This is a genomic window from Marinobacter sp. UBA2498 (assembly GCF_002341575.1).
In the GTDB taxonomy this organism is placed as follows: domain Bacteria; phylum Pseudomonadota; class Gammaproteobacteria; order Pseudomonadales; family Oleiphilaceae; genus Marinobacter; species Marinobacter manganoxydans.
This window is the reverse complement of sequence record NZ_DDOI01000145.1, coordinates 25533-45282: the sequence shown is the minus strand read 5'-3', so window position 1 is coordinate 45282 and position 19750 is coordinate 25533. Positions and strand designations below refer to the sequence as shown.

General features: G+C 58.7%; 18 protein-coding genes and 1 pseudogene. 9 read left to right on the top strand and 10 right to left on the bottom strand.

The features are described from left to right. On the bottom strand, window positions 1–805 hold an 805-nt coding region (locus B2W52_RS20220; RefSeq protein WP_286803977.1), incomplete at its 3' end, for a zinc-binding metallopeptidase family protein. A 115-nt stretch (window positions 806–920) separates the two neighbouring features. Then, window positions 921–2504, bottom strand: coding sequence for a flavin-containing monooxygenase (locus B2W52_RS20215; RefSeq protein ID WP_008172673.1), 1584 nt, complete (start codon window positions 2502–2504; stop codon window positions 921–923). 325 nt (window positions 2505–2829) lie between these two features. Here B2W52_RS20215 and B2W52_RS20210 point away from each other — a divergent pair, with 325 nt between their 5' ends. The 3 genes from B2W52_RS20210 to pntB all read left to right on the top strand — a co-directional run bounded on the left by B2W52_RS20210 (window position 2830) and on the right by pntB (window position 6548). Continuing rightward, window positions 2830–3462 (top strand): TetR family transcriptional regulator, encoded by a 633-nt coding sequence (locus B2W52_RS20210; RefSeq protein WP_039881970.1) that lies wholly within the window; start codon window positions 2830–2832, stop codon window positions 3460–3462. Between the two features lie 104 nt (window positions 3463–3566). Continuing rightward, complete coding sequence (locus B2W52_RS20205; RefSeq protein WP_008172671.1) at window positions 3567–5144, top strand: Re/Si-specific NAD(P)(+) transhydrogenase subunit alpha; 1578 nt, start codon at window positions 3567–3569, stop codon at window positions 5142–5144. Between the two features lie 12 nt (window positions 5145–5156). Then, window positions 5157–6548 (top strand): Re/Si-specific NAD(P)(+) transhydrogenase subunit beta, encoded by a 1392-nt coding sequence (pntB, locus tag B2W52_RS20200; protein ID WP_286803976.1) that lies wholly within the window; start codon window positions 5157–5159, stop codon window positions 6546–6548. Between the two features lie 30 nt (window positions 6549–6578). Here the strand turns inward: pntB and bamE are convergent, their stop codons facing one another. Next, window positions 6579–6884 (bottom strand): outer membrane protein assembly factor BamE domain-containing protein, encoded by a 306-nt coding sequence (bamE, locus tag B2W52_RS20195; RefSeq protein ID WP_008172667.1) that lies wholly within the window; start codon window positions 6882–6884, stop codon window positions 6579–6581. Between the two features lie 152 nt (window positions 6885–7036). Next, the gene (locus B2W52_RS20190; RefSeq protein WP_008172665.1) at window positions 7037–8149 is read right to left on the bottom strand and encodes an NADH:flavin oxidoreductase; all 1113 of its coding nucleotides are present in this window, start codon (window positions 8147–8149) and stop codon (window positions 7037–7039) included. 89 nt (window positions 8150–8238) lie between these two features. On the opposite strand from B2W52_RS20190, the gene B2W52_RS20185 reads away from it, so the two are divergent. After that, a complete protein-coding gene (locus tag B2W52_RS20185; protein ID WP_008172663.1) occupies window positions 8239–8721 on the top strand; it encodes a winged helix-turn-helix transcriptional regulator in 483 nt (160 codons plus the stop codon). 145 nt (window positions 8722–8866) lie between these two features. Then, window positions 8867–9583 (top strand): OmpW/AlkL family protein, encoded by a 717-nt coding sequence (locus tag B2W52_RS20180; protein WP_286803975.1) that lies wholly within the window; start codon window positions 8867–8869, stop codon window positions 9581–9583. A gap of 150 nt (window positions 9584–9733) precedes the next feature. Here B2W52_RS20180 and B2W52_RS20175 read toward each other — a convergent pair whose 3' ends face one another. Further along, window positions 9734–11056, bottom strand: a complete 1323-nt coding sequence (locus B2W52_RS20175; protein WP_104270941.1) for a DEAD/DEAH box helicase — start codon at window positions 11054–11056, stop codon at window positions 9734–9736. A gap of 320 nt (window positions 11057–11376) precedes the next feature. Here B2W52_RS20175 and B2W52_RS20170 point away from each other — a divergent pair, with 320 nt between their 5' ends. Then, complete coding sequence (locus tag B2W52_RS20170; protein WP_273069206.1) at window positions 11377–12192, top strand: prolipoprotein diacylglyceryl transferase family protein; 816 nt, start codon at window positions 11377–11379, stop codon at window positions 12190–12192. Window positions 12193–12232: 40 nt separating this feature from the next. Here B2W52_RS20170 and B2W52_RS20165 read toward each other — a convergent pair whose 3' ends face one another. Together B2W52_RS20165 and B2W52_RS20160 are read right to left on the bottom strand one after the other, a co-directional pair. Further along, on the bottom strand, window positions 12233–12688 hold the full coding sequence (locus B2W52_RS20165; protein WP_092030715.1) for a DUF302 domain-containing protein: 456 nt from the start codon (window positions 12686–12688) through the stop codon (window positions 12233–12235). A gap of 69 nt (window positions 12689–12757) precedes the next feature. Next, window positions 12758–13678 carry a lysophospholipid acyltransferase family protein gene (locus B2W52_RS20160; protein ID WP_273069208.1) on the bottom strand — a complete coding sequence of 307 codons (921 nt, stop codon included), beginning with the start codon at window positions 13676–13678 and terminating at the stop codon, window positions 12758–12760. Window positions 13679–13872: 194 nt separating this feature from the next. Between B2W52_RS20160 and mltF the strand changes: the two genes are divergently transcribed. Then, window positions 13873–15249, top strand: coding sequence for a membrane-bound lytic murein transglycosylase MltF (gene mltF / locus B2W52_RS20155; protein WP_273043864.1), 1377 nt, complete (start codon window positions 13873–13875; stop codon window positions 15247–15249). On the opposite strand, the gene B2W52_RS20150 is transcribed toward mltF, so the two are convergent. Both B2W52_RS20150 and B2W52_RS20145 read right to left on the bottom strand, forming a co-directional pair. Further along, on the bottom strand, window positions 15250–16776 hold the full coding sequence (locus B2W52_RS20150; protein WP_273069209.1) for a flavin-containing monooxygenase: 1527 nt from the start codon (window positions 16774–16776) through the stop codon (window positions 15250–15252). A 155-nt stretch (window positions 16777–16931) separates the two neighbouring features. After that, window positions 16932–17480, bottom strand: a complete 549-nt coding sequence (locus B2W52_RS20145) for a YgjV family protein (RefSeq protein ID WP_108018289.1) — start codon at window positions 17478–17480, stop codon at window positions 16932–16934. A 143-nt stretch (window positions 17481–17623) separates the two neighbouring features. On the opposite strand from B2W52_RS20145, the gene B2W52_RS20140 reads away from it, so the two are divergent. Continuing rightward, on the top strand, window positions 17624–18658 hold the full coding sequence (locus B2W52_RS20140; protein ID WP_273069210.1) for a histone deacetylase family protein: 1035 nt from the start codon (window positions 17624–17626) through the stop codon (window positions 18656–18658). A 1-nt stretch (window position 18659) separates the two neighbouring features. On the opposite strand, the gene rlmE is transcribed toward B2W52_RS20140, so the two are convergent. Then, complete coding sequence (gene rlmE / locus B2W52_RS20135) at window positions 18660–19280, bottom strand: 23S rRNA (uridine(2552)-2'-O)-methyltransferase RlmE (protein WP_014578767.1); 621 nt, start codon at window positions 19278–19280, stop codon at window positions 18660–18662. Between the two features lie 156 nt (window positions 19281–19436). Here rlmE and B2W52_RS20130 point away from each other — a divergent pair. Then, a pseudogene (locus tag B2W52_RS20130) lies at window positions 19437–19750 on the top strand (TrmH family RNA methyltransferase); the annotation flags it as partial.

Below are 19750 nucleotides of genomic sequence, written 5' to 3'. Positions count from 1 at the left end.
CATCCACCATATGCAGGTAGTGTGCCCAGGTCTCGGCCCAGTCTTCCCAGGCATGGCTGCTGGCGTAGGAGCTGATGTACCAGCTCTGCCAGTCACCCGGCGGGCCGTACTGGTAATACTGGTCCAGCGCCTGTTTGTAGTCTCTGGCGTCATCACCGAACATCTCCCGAACCGGCCCAAGCCACGGCCCGGACCGGACCAGGATGTCCCAGTAGTAATGACCGGATTCGTGACGGAAATGCCCCAAAACAGTGCGATAAGGCTCAGCCATCTGGCTGCGCATCCGCTCCCGTTCCACAGGATCTGCCTCGGCAATATTCATGGTGATCACGCCATTTGCGTGGCCGGTTTTTACTTTCGCGCGTTCGTCGAACATCGCCGGCTGGTCAGCCAGAAAATCAAACGCCAGCCCGTACTGGTCCTCATTACGGGGTTCGCAGGGCAGCTCAAGGCGCAACACCGAATACACCAGACGCCGCTTTTCCTTCTCCAGACGCCGCCAGAGATCGTTGTTCTTCAGAATGCTGAGATCGGGGATGGTGCGGTTCAGTCGGCAGGCGACACAGAAGGTGTGGGCGTCCGGAGAAGGGATCAGCCAGTTGCAGGCACCCTGGTTCTGATAGTTGCCACAAAGCCTGTAGAGGTCGCCCCGGGCGACGGCCGCCCAGGTGCCATCATCGTTTGGCTCGATAGCCAGCAAGTCCATGACATCCGGGGCAAAGCCCAGTCCAGACCCACAACTGGTACAACGACTGTTTTCAAAATACAGCAGGTTGGCGCATCGGCCACAGTGAAACAGCTTCATCAGGGGACATCCTTGGCCGAGAGCGGCAAGACCATCCTTTCAGTATTGGCCAAAAGGGCCAAAACGCAACCTGGACACGCCCGAAAGCTGCCCGAAAGTCCCCCGCTGCCAACCGTTAAACGGCCAGAGCCGATTCGCGCTCGCTAACCCCGGATTCTGGTGCACGAACCAGATATTGAGCCGCATCAAAGCGTCGTGTCTGCTGACGGAACTGCCAGGTGAAGCCTGGCCATAATGTGGTGTTCTTGCCGTTTTCGTTCACGTACCAGCTCTTGCAGCCGGTCTGCCAGACTGAATCACCAAGCTTTGCGTGAATGGAAGCGTTGTAACGGCTCTGGGCGTCCGGCTTCACTTCCATGCTGCTCCATTGCTGCCGGCGCATCTTTTGGAGGGCATCCAGCACGTACTGGATCTGACTTTCGATCATATACACCATGGAGCTGTGGCCGAGGCCGGTATTCGGCCCCATCAGCATGAAGAAATTCGGGAAACCGCTGATGGTGGTGCCTTTGTATGCTTCGGCGCCATCCTTCCAGGCATCCAGCAGATCCTGACCATTACGGCCAAAGATCATGCTCGCGGGAATCGGGTCCTGGGCTCGGAAACCGGTGCCGTAGATGATGCAATCCACTTGCCGCTTGTTGCCCTGACCATCGATCACGGTGTTGCCCTGCACCTCACGGATACCCTCGGTCACCACATCCACATGGTCCTGGGCCAGCGCCGGATAGTAGTTATTGGAAATCAGCACCCGTTTGCAGCCGAAATGAAAATCCGGGGTAACCTTTCTGCGCAAGGCCTTGTCCGGAATCTGGTTGCGGATATGCCGGCGGGCCTGCAGTTCACCCAACTTCAGAATACGCGGATTGCCCACAAAGCCCAGTACCCGCGCCTCAAGCGACCAGTAGATACTCTGCCTGAACGCATTGAGTGTTTGTGGGAACATCCGGAAAAGCCGCTTCTCCACTGGCCGGATGGCACGGTCCGGCTTGGGCATGATCCACGGTGGTGTGCGCTGGTACAGGTCTACCTTTGCCGCCTGCTTCGCCACCTCCGGAACAAACTGGATGGCCGAGGCACCGGTCCCGATCACCGCCACCCGCTTGCCGCGCAAATCGTAGTCGTGATCCCAGTCCTGGGAGTGGAAACGCTTGCCCGTGAAGGATTCGATCCCCTTGATCTCCGGATACGCCGGCGTGCTCAATCCCCCCATTCCGGAAACGAGGATATCGGCCCTCAAGGTAGTGAATTCCGGCAGCCCCTTATCGGTTCGATCCAACCGGTCTCCCGGCTTCACGCCTCTTTCCTGCATGTACGCCCAAAGCGTCGGACTATCACAGGTTTCAACAACCCACCGTTGGTGGGTCTCATCAAATCGCGCTCCCGCCACGTGGGTGTTCAGCCGGATGTGCTTCATCAGCCCGTATTTCTCGGCGCAATGTTTCAGATACGCCTTGATCTCGTGCTGCTGGGCATACATCCGGCTCCAGTTCGGGTTCTGCTCGAAGGAGAAGGAGTAGAGTGCAGACTGCACGTCACAGGCACACCCCGGGTAATGATTCTGGTGCCAGGTGCCGCCGATGTCGTCGCTCTGTTCAAAGATCACGAAGTCGTTGTAACCGGCTTCCTTGAGTTTGATGGCCATGCCCAGGCCGGAGAAGCCGGTGCCGATGATGGCGATCTGTGTGTTCTGTGTCATTGCTGCACTCCTGCGTTGGCCCCAGTGCCCCAGCTAAACGGGACACTAGACCTTGTCTGTTGTTATCCGGCGGGTCATCATGGCCGGTAGACACATGTATACACAGCTTGGTATACAACCGTATACTCCTGGTTCGGTGATTGGCCTCAGGTGACTGATCATTGGCCTCTGCGGCGGGCTCTGGCTGGGGGGGCTGGTCATTTGTGGGCAGGTATTCCGAAAATGCTCGGAGCCAGGGATGGCGGAGAGCAAGCGTACATGGACGTACTTGCAGCGGTTTTCGGAATACCTGCCAACGCGGCCAACCTCCAAAGCAGAGGAAAAGATGAACGGATTAACCGGCGGAAAGCTGAAACTCATCCAGGCTGCGCTTCGGCTGATTACCGAAACCCGGAGCCTGACGTCGCTGGGACTGCGGGAGCTTGCCCGGGAGGCGGGGCTGAATCCGAATACCTTTTACCGACACTTCAAGAGCCTGGATGAATTCGGCCTGCAGGTACTGGGTTACATTGCCGAGGAGATGAAAGCCGGGGTCCGGGATCTGCGGCAGATGGCGGATTCTTCCGAACAGGCGTCGCGGGATACGGTGGCGTTTGTGTACCACTACTTCCTGGCCAATCCGGCGGCAACTACGGTGGCCGTGCGGGAACTCCACGGCCCCTCCCCGATACTGCGACGGGCCCTTGAATCACAGCTTGAAGCCAGCGCCCGGGAAATGGCCGAAGACATTATCGAGCGGCAACTGGTGAGCGCCGTGCCGTCCGAGACCATTCATGAAGTCTCCCGCATGACCATCCGCTACATCCTGTTCCGGGCCATGGATTACATCGAGAAACCCGCCCAGCGCGAAACCATCCAGACCGAAACCGAACATTTCATCAACCGGCAGTTCCGGGGTGCGATGCTTGATCACCTGTCGCAAACGGAAGTCGAACGCCTCGCCCTGAGGCAGGGCTGATATACCTCCGATAAATCCGCTTTCCGGGCAGATCTGGCAACCTGCACTAGTATGTAGATAACCAGAACAAGTGATCAATCGGGAAATCCGGAGGCAAACCAATAATGAAAATCGGTATCCCCAAGGAAATCTTTGAGGACGAGCGGCGAGTGGCCGCCACGCCACCTTCTGTTCACAAGTTAATCGGACTTGGTTATGACGTGATCGTGGAAGGCGGCGCCGGCGAGGCGGCGAACTACTCCGATGCCGCCTATGAAAAAGTGGGCGCAGCCATCGCAGCCGATACCAGCTCACTGTGGAAAGAAGCCGACTTTATCCTCAAGGTCCGCGCGCCCATGGAAAATCCGGCACTGGGCAAACACGAAGCGGATCTGATGAAGGAGGGCGCGTTTCTGGTCAGCTACATCTGGCCAGCCCAGAACCCGGAATTGCTGGAAAAGCTGGCCGCCAGAAAGATCACGTCTTTCGCCATCGACAGCCTGCCCCGCATCAGCCGCGCCCAGAAGATGGACGCACTCAGCGCCATGGCCAACATCGCCGGCTATCGGGCGGTGATCGAGGCGGCGAACCACTTCGGGCGTTTCTTTACCGGGCAGGTTACCGCTGCTGGCAAGGTGCCACCCGCGAAAATCATGGTCATCGGTGCCGGGGTGGCTGGCCTGGCAGCCATTGGCGCGGCCAACAGCATGGGCGCTATCGTGCGGGCCTTTGATACCCGGCTGGAAGTGAAGGAACAGGTCGAGAGCATGGGCGCCGAGTTCCTGGAACTGGATTTCGGTGACGAGGAGGGCAGCGGCAGCGGTGGTTACGCCAAGCAGATGAGTGACGAGTTCATCAAGGCGGAGATGGCGCTGTTCGCAGAGCAGGCGGAAGAGGTGGATATCATCATCACCACCGCCCTGATTCCCGGCAAACCGGCACCGAAACTGATCACCGCCGACATGGTAAAATCCATGAAGCCCGGCAGCGTGATCGTGGATCTGGCCTCAGAGCGAGGGGGTAACTGCGAACTGACCGAACCGGGCAAAGTCGCCCATCAACACGGCGTTACCCTGATCGGCTACACCGACCTGCCCAGCCGGATGGCCAAGGTGGCCAGTGATCTGTACGCCACCAACCTGGTGCATCTGCTCACCGAGCTGACACCCGAGAAAGACGGCACGCCGCTGGTGAACATGGAAGACGAAGTCATCCGCGGCCTGACGGTGGTTCACGAGGACGAAATAACCTGGCCGCCGCCACAACCGGAATCGCCGGTCAGCCCCAAGCCCGCACCGGGCACCGAGGAGCCTTCAGCCGAAGCAAAAGCGGCCGCCAAGAAGGACGCGGACCGTCGCAGCCTGATCGGCAAAGGCGTTCTTCTGGTGGTGACGGCCCTGGCGCTCTACGGAGTGGGCGCCCACGCGCCGGAAAGCTTCCTGCAACACTTCACTGTGTTCGTACTGGCCTGCTTTATTGGCTGGCAGGTGATCTGGAACGTAACCCCTTCCCTGCATACCCCCCTGATGAGCGTTACCAACGCCATCAGCGGCATCATCGTTATCGGCGCCATTCTGCATCTGGCCCAGGCGGAGAATATTGCCGTTGGCATCATGGCCTTTGTGGCGGTGCTGATTGCCAGCATCAACGTGGGCGGTGGCTTCCGGGTCACCCATCGCATGCTCAAAATGTTCCGCAAGTAGGAGGCGCCCGATATGAGCACAGGACTGGTGAGCGTGGCCTACGTGGTCGCAAGTATCTTGTTTATTCTCAGCCTGGGTGGCCTCAGCCACCAGGAATCGGCACGGCGCGGTAATCTCTACGGCGTCGCCGGCATTATCATCGCGGTGGGGGCCACTCTGGCCAGCGTAGACGGAGGCATTACCGCCATCATCATTGCCGTGTTGCTCGGTGCCGGCATTGGCATTCCCATCGCCAACAAGGTGGAAATGACCCAGATGCCTCAGCTGGTCGCCCTGCTCCACAGTTTCGTGGGTCTGGCGGCGGTATTGGTAGGTTTTTCCGGTTATATCGAGCCGTTGATTGCCACCTCCGGTACCGAGCACACCATCAAACTGGTGGAGGTGTTTGTCGGCATTTTTATAGGTGCCATTACCTTCACCGGTTCACTGGTGGCCTGCGGCAAACTGGACGGCCGAATCGACAGCAAGGCGCTGACCCTGCCCGGACGGCACCTGATGAACCTGACAGCGATCATTGTCTGCGTCTTGCTCGGGGCCTGGTTCCTGGGCACCGAGAGCATGGCACTGGGGATCGTTGCCCTGATCCTGATGACCGCCATTGCCTCGGTCCTCGGCATTCACCTGATCATGGCTATTGGCGGCGCCGACATGCCGGTGGTGGTTTCGATGCTTAACAGTTACTCCGGGTGGGCCGCCGCTTCCATCGGTTTCATGTTGGGCAATGATCTGCTGATTGTCGTTGGTGCCCTGGTGGGCAGCAGCGGTGCCATCCTCAGCTACATCATGTACAAGGCCATGAACCGCTCGTTCATCAGCGTGATCCTCGGTGGCTTCGGCCAGACCAGCAGCAGTTCGGCGGCCGCGGATGCCGATCAAACGGTGCACGAATCCAGTGCCGATGATGTCTGCGAGGAGTTGCGCAACGCCCAGTCGGTGATCATTGTGCCCGGTTACGGCATGGCGGTGGCCCAGGCCCAGAACGGCGTCAGCGAAATGACCAAGATCCTTCGGGACCGTGGCGTAAACGTGCGCTTTGGCATCCATCCGGTGGCTGGTCGTCTGCCAGGACACATGAACGTACTATTGGCGGAAGCCCATGTCCCTTATGACATCGTGCTGGAAATGGACGAAATCAACGATGACTTCCCGGATACCGACGTGGTGCTGGTCATCGGCGCCAACGACACCGTGAACCCGGCCGCCGCCGAAGACCCGGGCAGTCCGATTGCCGGCATGCCGGTGCTGGAGGTCTGGAAGGCTGGACAGGTTGTCGTGCTCAAGCGAGGCATGGCCACCGGCTATTCCGGCGTAGAGAACCCGCTGTTCTTCAAGGACAACACGCGCATGTTGTTCGGCGATGCCAAGGACAGCATCGACAAGCTGGTAGGAGGTTTGCGGGGCTGAAGGCAGCCCCGCGCCTGATCTGTTGCCAGTTTATTCCGTGGTGTTGTAGACGTAAGACGAGACTGTGCCGTCCTGGTTGAATCGAACAACCAGGTCGGTGGTTTCTGCATCACCGAAGGCAGACCACTTGTACTTGCCATAGGTCCAGGTGCGTTTGCCGTCTTCGATCCCGGTGCGCCACGGCTCGCCGAACATCTCCTGGATATCGGCCCGCGTGGTTTCACCAATCTGGATCTGGTCCACATTGTGGGTGGCGAAGTCTTTGCCGACAGTCGCACAGCCCACCATGGCTACCATCACCAGAGCCACACACAGCGTTTTAACCGAACCAATCATCGACATACGTATCCCTCATATTCGGGTGAATTTCACCCATCATAACGTGTCTCTGTTCAGACGCGATTACCAAGACGACAGGTTTCCGGGAACAAAAAAGCCGCAGGCCGGGAGGCGCTGCGGCAGGTCGATCGTCCGATCGAAGGGGATAATCAATACAGTTTGGCGAGGGACTTCTTGGCGAAGGATTCGACTTCGTTCAACCGGCCTTCTTTCACCTTGATCAGCCATTCGGGATCCTGCAGAAGTGCCCGACCAACGGCAATCAGCTCGAACTCGTGGTTATTCATCCGCTCCACCAGCTCATCGATCCCGGCTTTCTCAACCGCTTCCTGCTTGCTGGCAAAGGTGCCGCTGATGAAATCTTCGGTCAGCCCGACACTGCCCACGGACATGGTCGGCTTGCCGGAAAGCTTCTGGGTCCAGCCTGCGAGGTTCAGATCCGAGCCTTCAAACTCCGGCTCCCAGAACCGGCGGGTAGAGGCGTGGAAAATGTCCACACCGGCTTCCACCAGTGGCTTCAGGAACCGTTCGAGTTCCTCAGGGCTGTTCACCAGTTTGGCTTCGTAATCCTGCTGCTTCCACTGGGAGAACCGCAGCATGATCGGGAAATCAGGCCCGACGCGATGGCGCACCGCCTCAACGATTTCGACCACAAAGCGCAGGCGGTTTTCCATAGAGCCGCCGTATTCATCGTCCCGCTGGTTGGTGCCTTCCCACAGGAACTGGTCCAGCAGGTAGCCATGGGCACCGTGGATCTCGACACCATCAAAACCGAGGGCTTTGGCATCCTGGGCGGCATCGGCAAAGGCGGTGACCACGTCCTCAATATCCTCTTTGGTCATGGCTTTGCCGTTGGGCTTGCCAGGGCCAAACAGACCGGATGGGCTGTAACCGGGCACCGAAGGATCCGGAGGTGTGCCTTCCTTGCGTACGGCGCCAACGTGCCAGAGTTGCGGGAAAATGGCTCCACCGGCTTCGTGCACGGCATCAACAACGTTTTTCCAGCCTTGAAGGGCGTCGGAACCATGAAATGCCGGCACATTGGGATAACCACTGGCGGCGGGGTGATTTACTGTAGTGCCTTCGGTAATGATCAGACCAACGCCGGCTTCGGCGCGGCGCTGATAATAGGCCACAACATCCTCACCCGGCACACCATCAGGCGAGAAGTTGCGGGTCATCGGTGCCATCGCCACCCGGTTACGCAGCTTGAGGTTGTGAAGTTCAAACGGTTCGAAAAGCGGGCCAAGATTCATGCTCATGGTAATGTGCAACCTTACTAGTTTGGTTTCGTTAAGCAACCATATTGAATCTGGTTTTAAAATGCAACCCTATTCAGTACACTCCCACCATGGCCAGAAAACGTTTTGATGACTCCAGTTGCTCCGTCGCCCGTGCCCTCAATGAAGTGGGTGACTGGTGGTCCCTGCTGATCGTACTACACGCCATGTATGGCACCCGCCGGTTCGTGGACTTCCAGCAGGAACTGGGCATTGCCAAGAATATCCTCTGCGATCGTCTGGCCCGGCTGGTGGATAACGAGGTGTTGCGCAAGGTGGATGTGGGCGAACACGGCTCCCGCTTTGAATACCGCTTGACTGAGAAAGGCCGGGATCTGTTCCCGGTGGTGATTGCCCTGCGCCAGTGGGGCGACAAGTGGAATCCCGCCCCGGACCAGACACCCCTGGACCTGCGCGACCGTGCCACCGGCCGCCCTATTCACACGGTGGAAGTCCAGAATGCCGATGGCAACCCCCTGAGCATCCGGGATGTGTTCGTACCGGACGAGAGTCTGCCCGAAGGCAAAAGACCTCCGCCTGACTCTCCGCAGTAATCGCGGCACCGCCCGATTTCTTGAGCTACGTCAATCTTGCGATCAAACCAGCCCCCCTGCCCGGCCAATCTTGCGCTAAATCAAGTTTCCTTTCTCCGCTGCCACTAATCTGAAGCCATCAACGATTCAGGTTAAGGAGATGGATATGTCCCGCACATTTAAACTTGGTGTTCTGGCTGCAGCGGTTATGGCTGCGGCGCCGGCTGTTCAAGCGTACGAAGCTGGTGATTTTATTGGCCGCGTTGGCGTGGTGACTGTTGATCCGGATTCCTCCAGCAGCAATTTGAACTCCAATGCTCTTGGTGAGCTTGACGGCGCCAAGGTTAGCGTTGATTCCAACACTCAGTTGGGCCTGACCGTGAGCTATATGTTCACTGATCAGATTGCTCTGGGTGTTCTGGGCGCGACGCCGTTCAAGCACAACATTGAAGGTGATGGATCCATTCTGGGTGGCGACGGCAAACTGGCCGAAACCAAGCAACTGCCGCCAACCATCACGCTGCAATACTTCCCGATGCCAAGTGGCAGCAAGTTCCAGCCTTATGTTGGCGTTGGCGTGAACTACACCAACTTCTTTGAAGAGAAAACCACCCAGACTCTGACCGATACCTATGCAACACTCGCCTCAGGCGTGGACCGCACCGACATCGAACTGGATGACAGCTTTGGCTTGGCAGCTGAGATTGGCCTGGATTACATGGTCACAGACAACATCGGTGTAAACGCCGCTATCTGGTACGCAGACATCGATACCGAGGCCACCATCAACGCCTACGCTGGCAACACTAAAGCAGACACCAGCACCATTGACGTTGATATCGACCCCTGGGTCTACATGGTAGGCCTGTCCTACAAGTTTTGATCCTCGTGCCTCCGTCAGTCGCCACGGTCTGTTGGCTGGCGGAAGGTGCGTTCTCCTGTGCGGGGCCCTCCGGCCCCGCCTTTTTTTTGTCCGCCAGAAACAGGAAGGCGGAGCACCTGGCCCCGCCTTCCTGAACTGTCCTGACCTGCCTCAGGCACTCTGGCGCTGGGCTGAGCGGCTTCGCTGACCACCGCCATTCTGGCTCCGGCCACCACTGCGGCCACCTGGCTTGTCCCCAAAGCTTTTCGGCTTGCCTCCGGGCCGGCCATTACCACCACCGTTACTACTGCGGGTACGGGCGCGGCTGGGATCGGCCTTGGCTCTCGGCTTCAGCGGCAGGTTGTTGGTCGGCTCAAAGCCTTCCACTTCCGTGCGCGGCAGCTGCTTTTTGATCAGCCTTTCGATGCCCGCCAGCATTTTGCCTTCATCGGCACTGACCAGTGACAGCGCATGACCACTCTCACCGGCACGGCCGGTGCGACCAATACGATGCACATAGTCTTCCGGCACGTTGGGCAGTTCGAAGTTCACCACCTGGGGCAGCTGCTTGATGTCCAGACCACGAGCAGCGATATCCGTTGCCACCAGCACACGCACTTCGCCAGCCTTGAAGTCCGCCAGCGCGCGGGTGCGGGCACCCTGCGACTTGTTGCCGTGAATGGCAGCAGCGGTAATACCGTCCTTCTCCAGTTTCTGGGTCAGGCGGTTGGCACCGTGCTTGGTGCGGGTAAACACCAGCACCTGGTCCCAGCTGTTGTCACGCACCAGCTTGCTCAGCAGGGCGGTTTTCTGGCTCTGATCCACCGGGTAGACAGACTGCTTGATGTTTTCGGCAGAGGTGTTTCGAGCCGCCACTTCAACCTGAACCGGGTTATCCAGCAGACCTTCGGCCAGAGTCCGGATCTCGTTCGAGAAGGTGGCGGAGAACAACAGGTTCTGGCGCTTGGCTGGCAGCAGCGCAAGAATCTTGCGGATGTCGCGAATAAAGCCCATATCCAGCATGCGGTCGGCTTCGTCCAGCACCAGGATTTCCACTTCGTTGAAGCGCACAGCGTTCTGCTGATACAGGTCCATCAGGCGGCCCGGTGTTGCCACCAGCACGTCCAGGCCTTTGCGCAGCTTCATCATCTGCGGATTGATTTTCACACCACCGAAAACCACCGCGGCCTTGGTAGGAACGTATTTGCTGTAAAGATTCACGCTGTCGTGAACCTGTGCCGCCAGTTCACGGGTGGGCGTCAGGATCAGCGCGCGGGGGCCTTTGCCGGTGCGCGGGTTTTCACCCAGACGCTGCAGCAAGGGCAAGGTAAAACCGGCGGTTTTGCCGGTACCGGTCTGGGCAGCAGCCATAACGTCCCGGCCAGAAAGCACGGCGGGAATGGCCTGGGCCTGAATGGGAGACGGGGTTTCATAACCCTGGTCAGACGTGGCACGGACCAGCTGCTCGGACAAACCGAGTGAAGAAAAACTCATATTGGATCAACTCTTGATTATTCTGCCTCCACGACCACCGTTCTCGGTGAATGCGGGCAGATGCCATGAACATTCATGGAATAAAAGACGACTACGGTCACGCGCCGTTATCGGGGTGACGTCCTCTGACAGGTCGTATGGAAAGGTCGCACGGGCTTAAAGCCTTAAACTGCGGAATCCCTAGAGGCAGGATGCGGGCACATTAACAGAGGCCCGGGCAATTAGCCATAGGTGATTATAATAAGCATCCGAAGGAACCTGGATTGCATCTTCGAGTCAGACTGCCTTTACGAAACCGAACCACACAGGGATTTGTCAGAATGAGCGTCAGTATCGGCCCAGTGAGCCTGTCCATCGGCCATCTTCTCCTGGTTATCGCCTTCGGGATCGCTCTGCTGGTTGGAGGGATACTTGGCCGCAAATATCGGGTGCCGGTAGCCGGATCGGTGGCCGATATCTTTGTAGTCGCGATGCTGAGCGCCCGGATCGGTTTCGTAATCAGCTATTTCGAGCATTACCAGAACGACCTGCTGGGCATCATTGATATCCGTGACGGCGGTTTCGATGTGCTCTGGGGTGTCATAGGCGCCATCATCTTCACCGGCTTTCTGATGTGGCGCAGGAGAGCACAACGCAAGCCGCTGGCTACCGCCGCGTTAACGGGCGCCCTGTTCTGGGCCGGTACCGCAGGCACCATTACACTGATCGAACAGCAGGCCCGCAGTATGCCGGACGTGGCCCTGCGCTCGCTCAATGGTGAAGTGATCAACCTGTCCCGGCTGGCTCCCGGCCAACCCCTGGTCGTGAACCTCTGGGCAACCTGGTGCCCACCCTGCATCCGGGAAATGCCGGTGCTGGAGGAAGCCCAGCATATCTACCAGGATGTCGCGTTTGTGTTTGCCAACCAGCGGGAACAGCCCGAGACCATCCGTTCCTTTCTTGAGGAAAACCGCCTGAACCTGAACAACCTTTACCGGGACGATCAGGCCCAGCTGGCACGCGCCGTGGGCAGCAATGGCTTGCCAACAACGCTTTTCTACAATGCCCAGGGCGAACTGATCGATTCCCACATGGGCGAGCTGTCACGGGCAACACTGGCCAGGGGCCTGGAAAAGATCCGCGGACCCGACCAGTGAACCAGGCCCGCTGTGCCCGTTAACCGCATGGCGTTTTTATCTACCGGGTTGCCGCTTTGGCAAAATTTCCCAGTGCGCCGCTTACTTTTCCGAGCACCTCATCGCACCCCTCAATGCCATGGCGGCTCTTGAGGTATTGCGGGTCGTTGTAACCCAGCCACACCTCTCCGTTGGCATCCTCCCAGATCAGGGCTTTTTGGGGCAGGTCGATGGCGACACTCTGGGCGCACTGCATCAGCGGTGTGCCGACTTTGGGGTTGCCGAAAATAACCACTTCGGTCGGACGCAATTCCAGACCGGCTTTTTCCGCGCCCTGCTGATGATTAACGCGAGCCATGACCGTCATGCCCTTCTCTTTGAGCACAGACTCGAGTTTGTCGGCCGTGGCTTTTACATCGTGACTGCTTTTGATCGCGACCAGTCCATCTGCGGCATGGGTGAGCGTGGCGAACAGCAGAGCCGATGCCACCAGAACCAGTCTGAGAGTGCAGCGCATAGTATCCTCCAGAGGGTTTGTTGAAGTTTTCAGGATAGAACAGAGGCAGGCGTTACGCATGAACGCGCCTCAGTATATCGTTGCCGCACCTTCTGGCCTGCTCTTGAATCGCTTGTGCAGCCAGAGGTACTGATCGGGTTGCTCACGAACAGTGGCTTCAATAAAACCGTTCCAGACTTTGGCGTCCTGTTCCGGATGTTCGCCAAAGGACTCCTGAATCGGAGAAAACACCACCCGGTAACTGCCATCGGGCATTCGCAAGTGACTGACGCAGATAACCGCAGCGCCGGACTCCCTGGCAATGAAGCTTGGCGACGTAATACAGCCGGCACTGACCCCAAAAAAGGGCACGAACACCTCGGACTTCTTGCCGAAATCCTGGTCACAGGCGAACCAGACCTGCCCCCCTTCTTTCAGGAATGACAACATGGGTCTGATCTGACGTTTGGTGAAGGGCCGGATACCAAAATGGCGTCGGCGGCCGCGTTCGATCATACGGTCGATCACCGGATTGTTGTTGGGGCGATACATGTAACCCGGCTTATCGAGCTTGCAGGCAATCAAGGGCAGTGCAAAATCGAAAATACTGTAGTGACCACCGATCAGCAGCACACCCTTGCCGCGTCGTTTTGCTTCTTCAAGGTGCTCGGTGCCATACACCGACGCGCTCTCGCAATAGGGAGTCATATCCCGCCACCAGGCATGAACGCTTTCCAGAACGCCACGCGCCGAGGCCACAAAGGCATCCTCAACCAGTTGGCGACGGGTTGCTTCATCCAGATCCGGCATGCAGGCGGCGAGATTGGCGTCCGCAACCCTGGCCCGGGATCGCATTTTTCTGGAAAGCAGCCTCCCCAGCCAGCGACCAAAGCGCTGCTTCAGTCCCATGGGAAGAAATGAGAAAAGCCAGAGCAGGAAGACCAGAGCCCAGGCCCCCCAAAAAGCGGGATGCCAGAGAGCGCGTTTTCTACTTTTTCTACCGGAGGCCATACAACGATCGCCTGTGATCTGTAATAAGGAAGGGGACGCTCAGCCTGACACATTCTCCGCTGGCGGGATACTTGAGATCCTCATGGGCCTTGTTGGCCCAAAAGGGGATCCAATTCCGGAATTCAGGAGTATGGTTTACAGGAGATACGCGTTTATACGTAGAAATCATCCTAAAAGACAGGAAATTCCTCGCTATGTCCCGATGGAAGTTCGCCCCCGGCATTCTTATCCTGCCGCTCGTATTCGCCGGCTGCAGTGAAAATAGCAGCCAACAGACGACAACACAGCCGACAGCAGAGCTCAAACCACCGTCGGAAACCGGGACACTCAAAGTCGCCACCCGCAATGGCTCCACCACCTATTACCTGGATCGCCACGAAAATCCTGTCGGTCCCGAGCATGCGCTGATCAGCGCCTACGCCGAACAGCGTGGCTGGGAGGTGGAATGGACCATGTTGGAATCCACCAGCGAAGTTCTGGCTGCGCTGGAATCCGGCAATACCCACCTGGCGGCAGCCGGGCTGACCCACCTGGCCTCCCGGGATGAGCGTTTCGCCCGGGGCCCGGCCCACACCGAGATTACCGAACAACTGGTCTGCCATCGCGATGCACGCCCCATGCCCCGGAAGCCCGAAGACATCCCGGGCACCGATATTGTCGTGACTGCCGGCTCCAGCTATGCCGAAACCCTGAACAAGCTCAATGAGCAACACCCGGGCATCGGGTTTCGGGAAGATGCAGACCGCACCACAGAAGTGATTCTCTCGGATGTCGCGGAACAGGACGTCGGCTGCACCGTGGCCGATTCCAACATTGTTCAGGTAATGCGCCGGCACTTCCCGCATCTGGAAGTGGCAATGACGCTCACAGAAGGCCGGAATCTGGGCTGGTACCTGCCCATGGGCTCGGAAGATCTTGGCTCGGATGCCCACGAGTGGATGAACAGCGTGGATGGCGATGAAGCCATCGGCCTGATGGAAAACCGCTACTATTCCTACATTGGTGATTTCGATTTTGTCGATCTGCGGGCACTGAACCGTCGGATTGAGGATCGGCTACCCGAGTTCATTGATGAATTCCGGGAAGCCGAGGCCAAAACCGGGATGCCCGCAGACCTTCTGGCCGCCCTGTCTTACCAGGAGTCCCATTGGGACCCGGCAGCAAAATCTCCCACCGGCGTCCGGGGCATCATGATGCTGACCCGACGAACCGCCGAATCACTGGGTGTGACCAACCGGCTGGACCCGGAGGCTGCCATTGATGGCGGAGCACGTTACCTGGCCGACCGGCACCGCCGCCTGCCAGAGACCATTCCGGAGCCAGACCGCACCTTCCTGGCGCTGGCCAGCTACAACATCGGCCGGGGCCATCTGCTGGATGCCCGTGCGCTGGCCCGGACCCTGAACAAGAATCCGGACTCCTGGCAGGAAATGACCGAGGTTTTACCCCTCAAGGCTGACAAGCGATACTACCCCAGCACCCGTTACGGGTACGCCCGTGGCTACGAGCCCGTGCACTACGTGCAGCGCATCCGCAACTACCGGGACGTCATACGTTCGGCCTTTGAATGATCAGGTCCCAAACAGGGCCGAGCGCAAAGGCCGCAGGAAACCACCGGATTCTTTCTGACTGGCGTGGGTCCGCTTGCCGTCGAATTCCAGGTAGCCATCCTCAATTGGCTCAAAGCGCAGGATTTTCACATCTTCCAGGTAATTCTGGGACGACTTCCAGGGCCCATGGGTACCCTGGCGGGGGAGACGATCAGCCGCACGATTGATATAGCCGGCATTGAGGGACCCCAGGACGGTGTCGTCGCCGCGACTGTTTTCGGTGTCCCGGGCCACAACGGTGCGATAGCCACGCTTGTCCATCAGGTTCATCAGCCGGCACAGATACTCGGCGGCAATATCCACCTTCAGGGTCCAGGAGATGTTGGTGTACCCGAAGATCATGCCGGCATTGGGCACGCCCTCCACCATCACGTTCTTGTAGATAATCTTGTCTTTCATCACCACTTCTTCACCATCCACCGTCGGTCGGATACCTCCCAGCATCTGGATATCCAGGCCGGTGGCCGGGATGATGATGTCAGCCGCCAGTTCCTCGCCCGATTTCAGGCGGATGCCGGTTTCTGTGAAGCGGTCAATATGATCGGTGGCGATGGCGGCCTTGCCCGCTTTCATGGCCTGGAAAAGATCCCCGTCTTTCACCACACACAGGCGCTGGTCCCAGGGATTGTAATCGGGGGTGAAATGCCGCATATCGGCGGTGTCGCCAACCTTGCGCTTGATAATGCTCAGGAAAAGCCGACGCATGAACTGCGGGCTCTTTCTGGAACGCTGGTATAGAAAACGGGAGATGGCAATATTCCGGGCCCGGGTCAGCCGGTAGGCGGTTTTCTCGGGCAATATTTTCTGCAGGGCCAGAGTCAGCTTGTCGGTGGAGGGCAACGGCATCAGATAGGTGGGTGAGCGCTGGAGCATGGTTACATGCGCGGCCTTCTCCGCCATGGTCGGCACCAGGGTGATCGCGGTTGCCCCGCTGCCAATGACCACCACCTTCTTGCCCGTATAGTCGAGATCCTCCGGCCAGTGCTGCGGGTGCACAATCTGGCCACGGAAATCACTTTCGTCCGGGAAGTCCGGTTTGTAGCCCTGATCATAATTGTAGTAGCCGGTACAGCCGACCATGAAGTTGGCGGTGTAGTGCTCGGTTTCCCCGGTTTCTTCGTTCAGGGCCGTGAGCTTCCAGCATTTGTCGACGCCCGACCAGTCCGCCGTTTTGACGGCCAGGCCAAAGCGAATGTGGCGCTCAACGTCGTGTTCCCTCGCGGTCTCCGCCACATAATTCTTGATCGACGCACCATCCGCCAGCACCTTGCCACCGGTCCAGGGGCGGAAGTTGTAGCCGAAGGTGAACATGTCGGAATCCGAGCGGATACCCGGGTAACGGAACAGGTCCCAGGTGCCACCCAGGGACTGCCGACGTTCGAGGATGGCAAACGACTTGCCGGGGCATTCACGCTTAAGATGGCATGCCATGCCAATGCCGGAAACGCCGGCGCCGATGATCAGTACATCGAAATGCTGGTTACTCATTGCCTGTCCTCTCGGATTCCAGTCCGCTTTTTATAATCAATGGCCTGCAATCAAGATAGCTCAGGCTGCGCTGGTCGGGAATTGGCCAAAGTGGTCCCTGCCCCTGGTTGTTTCAGTCAGTCTCGAGATGCGAAACCGCCGACCCGCAACGCCGTTCAACTCCCGGGCGTGAAATCGGGGTATTTCTTCTGCAGCCGATAGAGCCGGATGATGGTGATGATGTTGGTGACCAGCACCATGCCCTCGGCCAGGGTGCCACCCACGGAACCGATAACGATGTTGTTGAGCATCCAGGCCAGGGCAGCAAACCCGAGCACGATTCGCAGGGGAATACCCCTGAGCATGAACATGCCCACGGTGCCGAAAACGGCGGCGGCGAGGGGGAATACATCGGTGATGGATTTCCAGGTCGCCCAGGCTACCACCAGGTTCACCACGAGCATGCCCAGCATAATAGGCCAGTTGCCCTGGTACTTGCGCGCCAAAGTAATGCGCACAATCACCAGAACGGTCAGTGCCGAGGCGGTCCAGCTCTCGAAGAACGCGAACATCAGGGCAAACGCAACGTTGGCGGAGATCAGCAGCACCATCAACCGGTCGTCATTCTTGTTCGCGAAGCCGGCAATGCAGAAACCCAGGGCTACAAGACCGCACACCTGGCCCAGAACCTCGGCGAGGGTCATGTCCGCGATCAGATCAATCATCCTTTACCGGCCTGTCGCTCGTCGCCATATCGGTAATCCCCTCTGCCCGCAAAAGGTTTCAGCCTGCCACAATCAGGGCCTTTGAGCCATCAAGCTCCCTGTGCCAAAGTGCTCACGTCATTCAGCAAGGACCACTCAAGACCATGAAAACCGTATTCTCTCCATTGCACAGCCGCCGACACGTCAAAACCGAACTGGATGGCGGACTGCTGATCGAGCCTCACGAGAAGCCGTCCCGTGCCGAAACCATCCTGGCACGAGTGAAAGAACAGGCGCTGGGAGAGATTCTGGAACCGGAAGAATTTGGTCTGGAGCCCGTCAAGCGGGTGCACACGGCGGATTACTTGGCGTTCCTGGAAACCTGCTGGCAGGACTGGCTGGCTGCCGGCAAACCGGGTGAAGCCATCCCGGCGGTCTGGGCGGGTCGCGGCATGCGCCACCGGCTGCCCAGGGACATCGACGGCCGGCTGGGCTATTACAGCTTCGCGGCGGAGACGTCGATCTCGGATGGCACGTGGGAAGCCGCCCGGGCATCCGCCAATGTGGCCCTTACCGCCCAGAAACTGGTGGCGGGAGGCGAGCGCGCAGCCTTTGCCCTGTGCCGCCCACCGGGACATCACGCCCATGCCGATCTGTTCGGCGGGTACTGTTTCTTCAACAACGCCGCCATCGTGGCTCAGGCCTTTCGCGACAAGGGCTATGGCAAGGTTGCGGTGCTGGATGTCGACTTCCACCACGGCAACGGCACCCAGGCGATCTTCTACGAACGCAGCGATGTGCTGACCATCAGCCTGCATGGCGATCCGGACCTGGTGTTTCCCCATTTTCTGGGCTTTGAAGACGAGATTGGCGAGGGCGCCGGCGAGGGCTACAACCTGAATATCGTCTACCCGCCAAACACGCCCTACAGCGTCTGGAGTCAGGGGCTGGAAACCGCCTGCGAGCGGATCCAGTCATTCCAGCCGGACGCCCTGGTGGTCGCCCTGGGTGTCGATACCTTCGAGGAAGACCCGATTTCGTTCTTCAAGCTGACCTCCGGCGATTACCTGACCCTGGGCCAGCGGCTTGCCCGGCTTGGACTACCGACGGTATTTACCATGGAAGGCGGTTACGACGTCGACGCCATCGGCGTGAATGCGGTGAACGTCATGCAGGGATTCGACAGTGCTGCAGGCTGAATCAGCCCTTGAAGCCCTTGCCGAGAATGTAGACTTCCCGGGAGCGGGAGCGGGAGGAATCCGGCTTTCGCACCACAACCTTGTCGAAGACAGCGCGGACCGATTTCAGGTACTCGTCGTAGCCTTCGCCCTGAAACACCTTGGCCAGGAAGCTGCCCTTGGGCTTGAGCACCTGGCTTGCCATGTCCAGGGCCAGTTCCACCAGATACATGGACGAGGCCTGGTCGGCCACGGTCACGCCGCTGATGTTCGGGGCCATGTCGGAGATCACCACGTCCACCGGGTCATCACCCAGGGTGGCCATGATCGACTCGAACACATCGTTCTCGGTGAAATCACCCTGGATAAAATCCACGCCGGCAATGGCATCCATGGGGAGAATGTCGGAAGCAATCACACGGCCCTTGTGGCCCACCAGTTTGGCCGCCACCTGGGACCAGCCGCCGGGCGCCGAGCCCAGATCCACCACCACCATATTGGGGTGGATCAGCCGGTCCTTCTTGTTGATTTCAAGAAGCTTGTAACTGGCCCGCGAGCGGTAGCCATCCACCTGCGCCTGTTTCACGAAGGGGTCGTTGACGTGCTCTTCGAGCCAGCGGTTACTGCTTTTGGATCGGGCCATGGGGTCTCTTCGCAACGGGAAAGCCAAACTTCAATTGTACGTGCCGCGCCGGGCGGCGGCAAAATCCTGACAACCGGGACGGCCACACGTACAATCCTGCCTGAATTCTGTGATTTTTCAGAACCCACCACGCCCACCTGACCGGAGATCGCCCTCGTGAATCTGGCCGACATCAAAAAGCTGCACCAGAAAAAGTACCGGCAGTCGTTTGGCCACTTTCTCGTTGAGGGCGAACACCTGATTCTTGAACTGCAGAAAGCCGCTACCGGCCAACCTGCTCTGAAGGCTTCGGAACTTTACGTCACCGGGGCCTATGAGCACTGGCAGAGCCCGTTCAGAACCCATGTCATCAGCGATCGCCAGATGGCACAGCTCGCCGACACCCGAACACCCCAGGGGATTCTGGCGGTGGTGCCCATGCCGGAGCGCCCGGCGGAACCGGTGCCCGGCGAAAAAACGATTTACCTGCA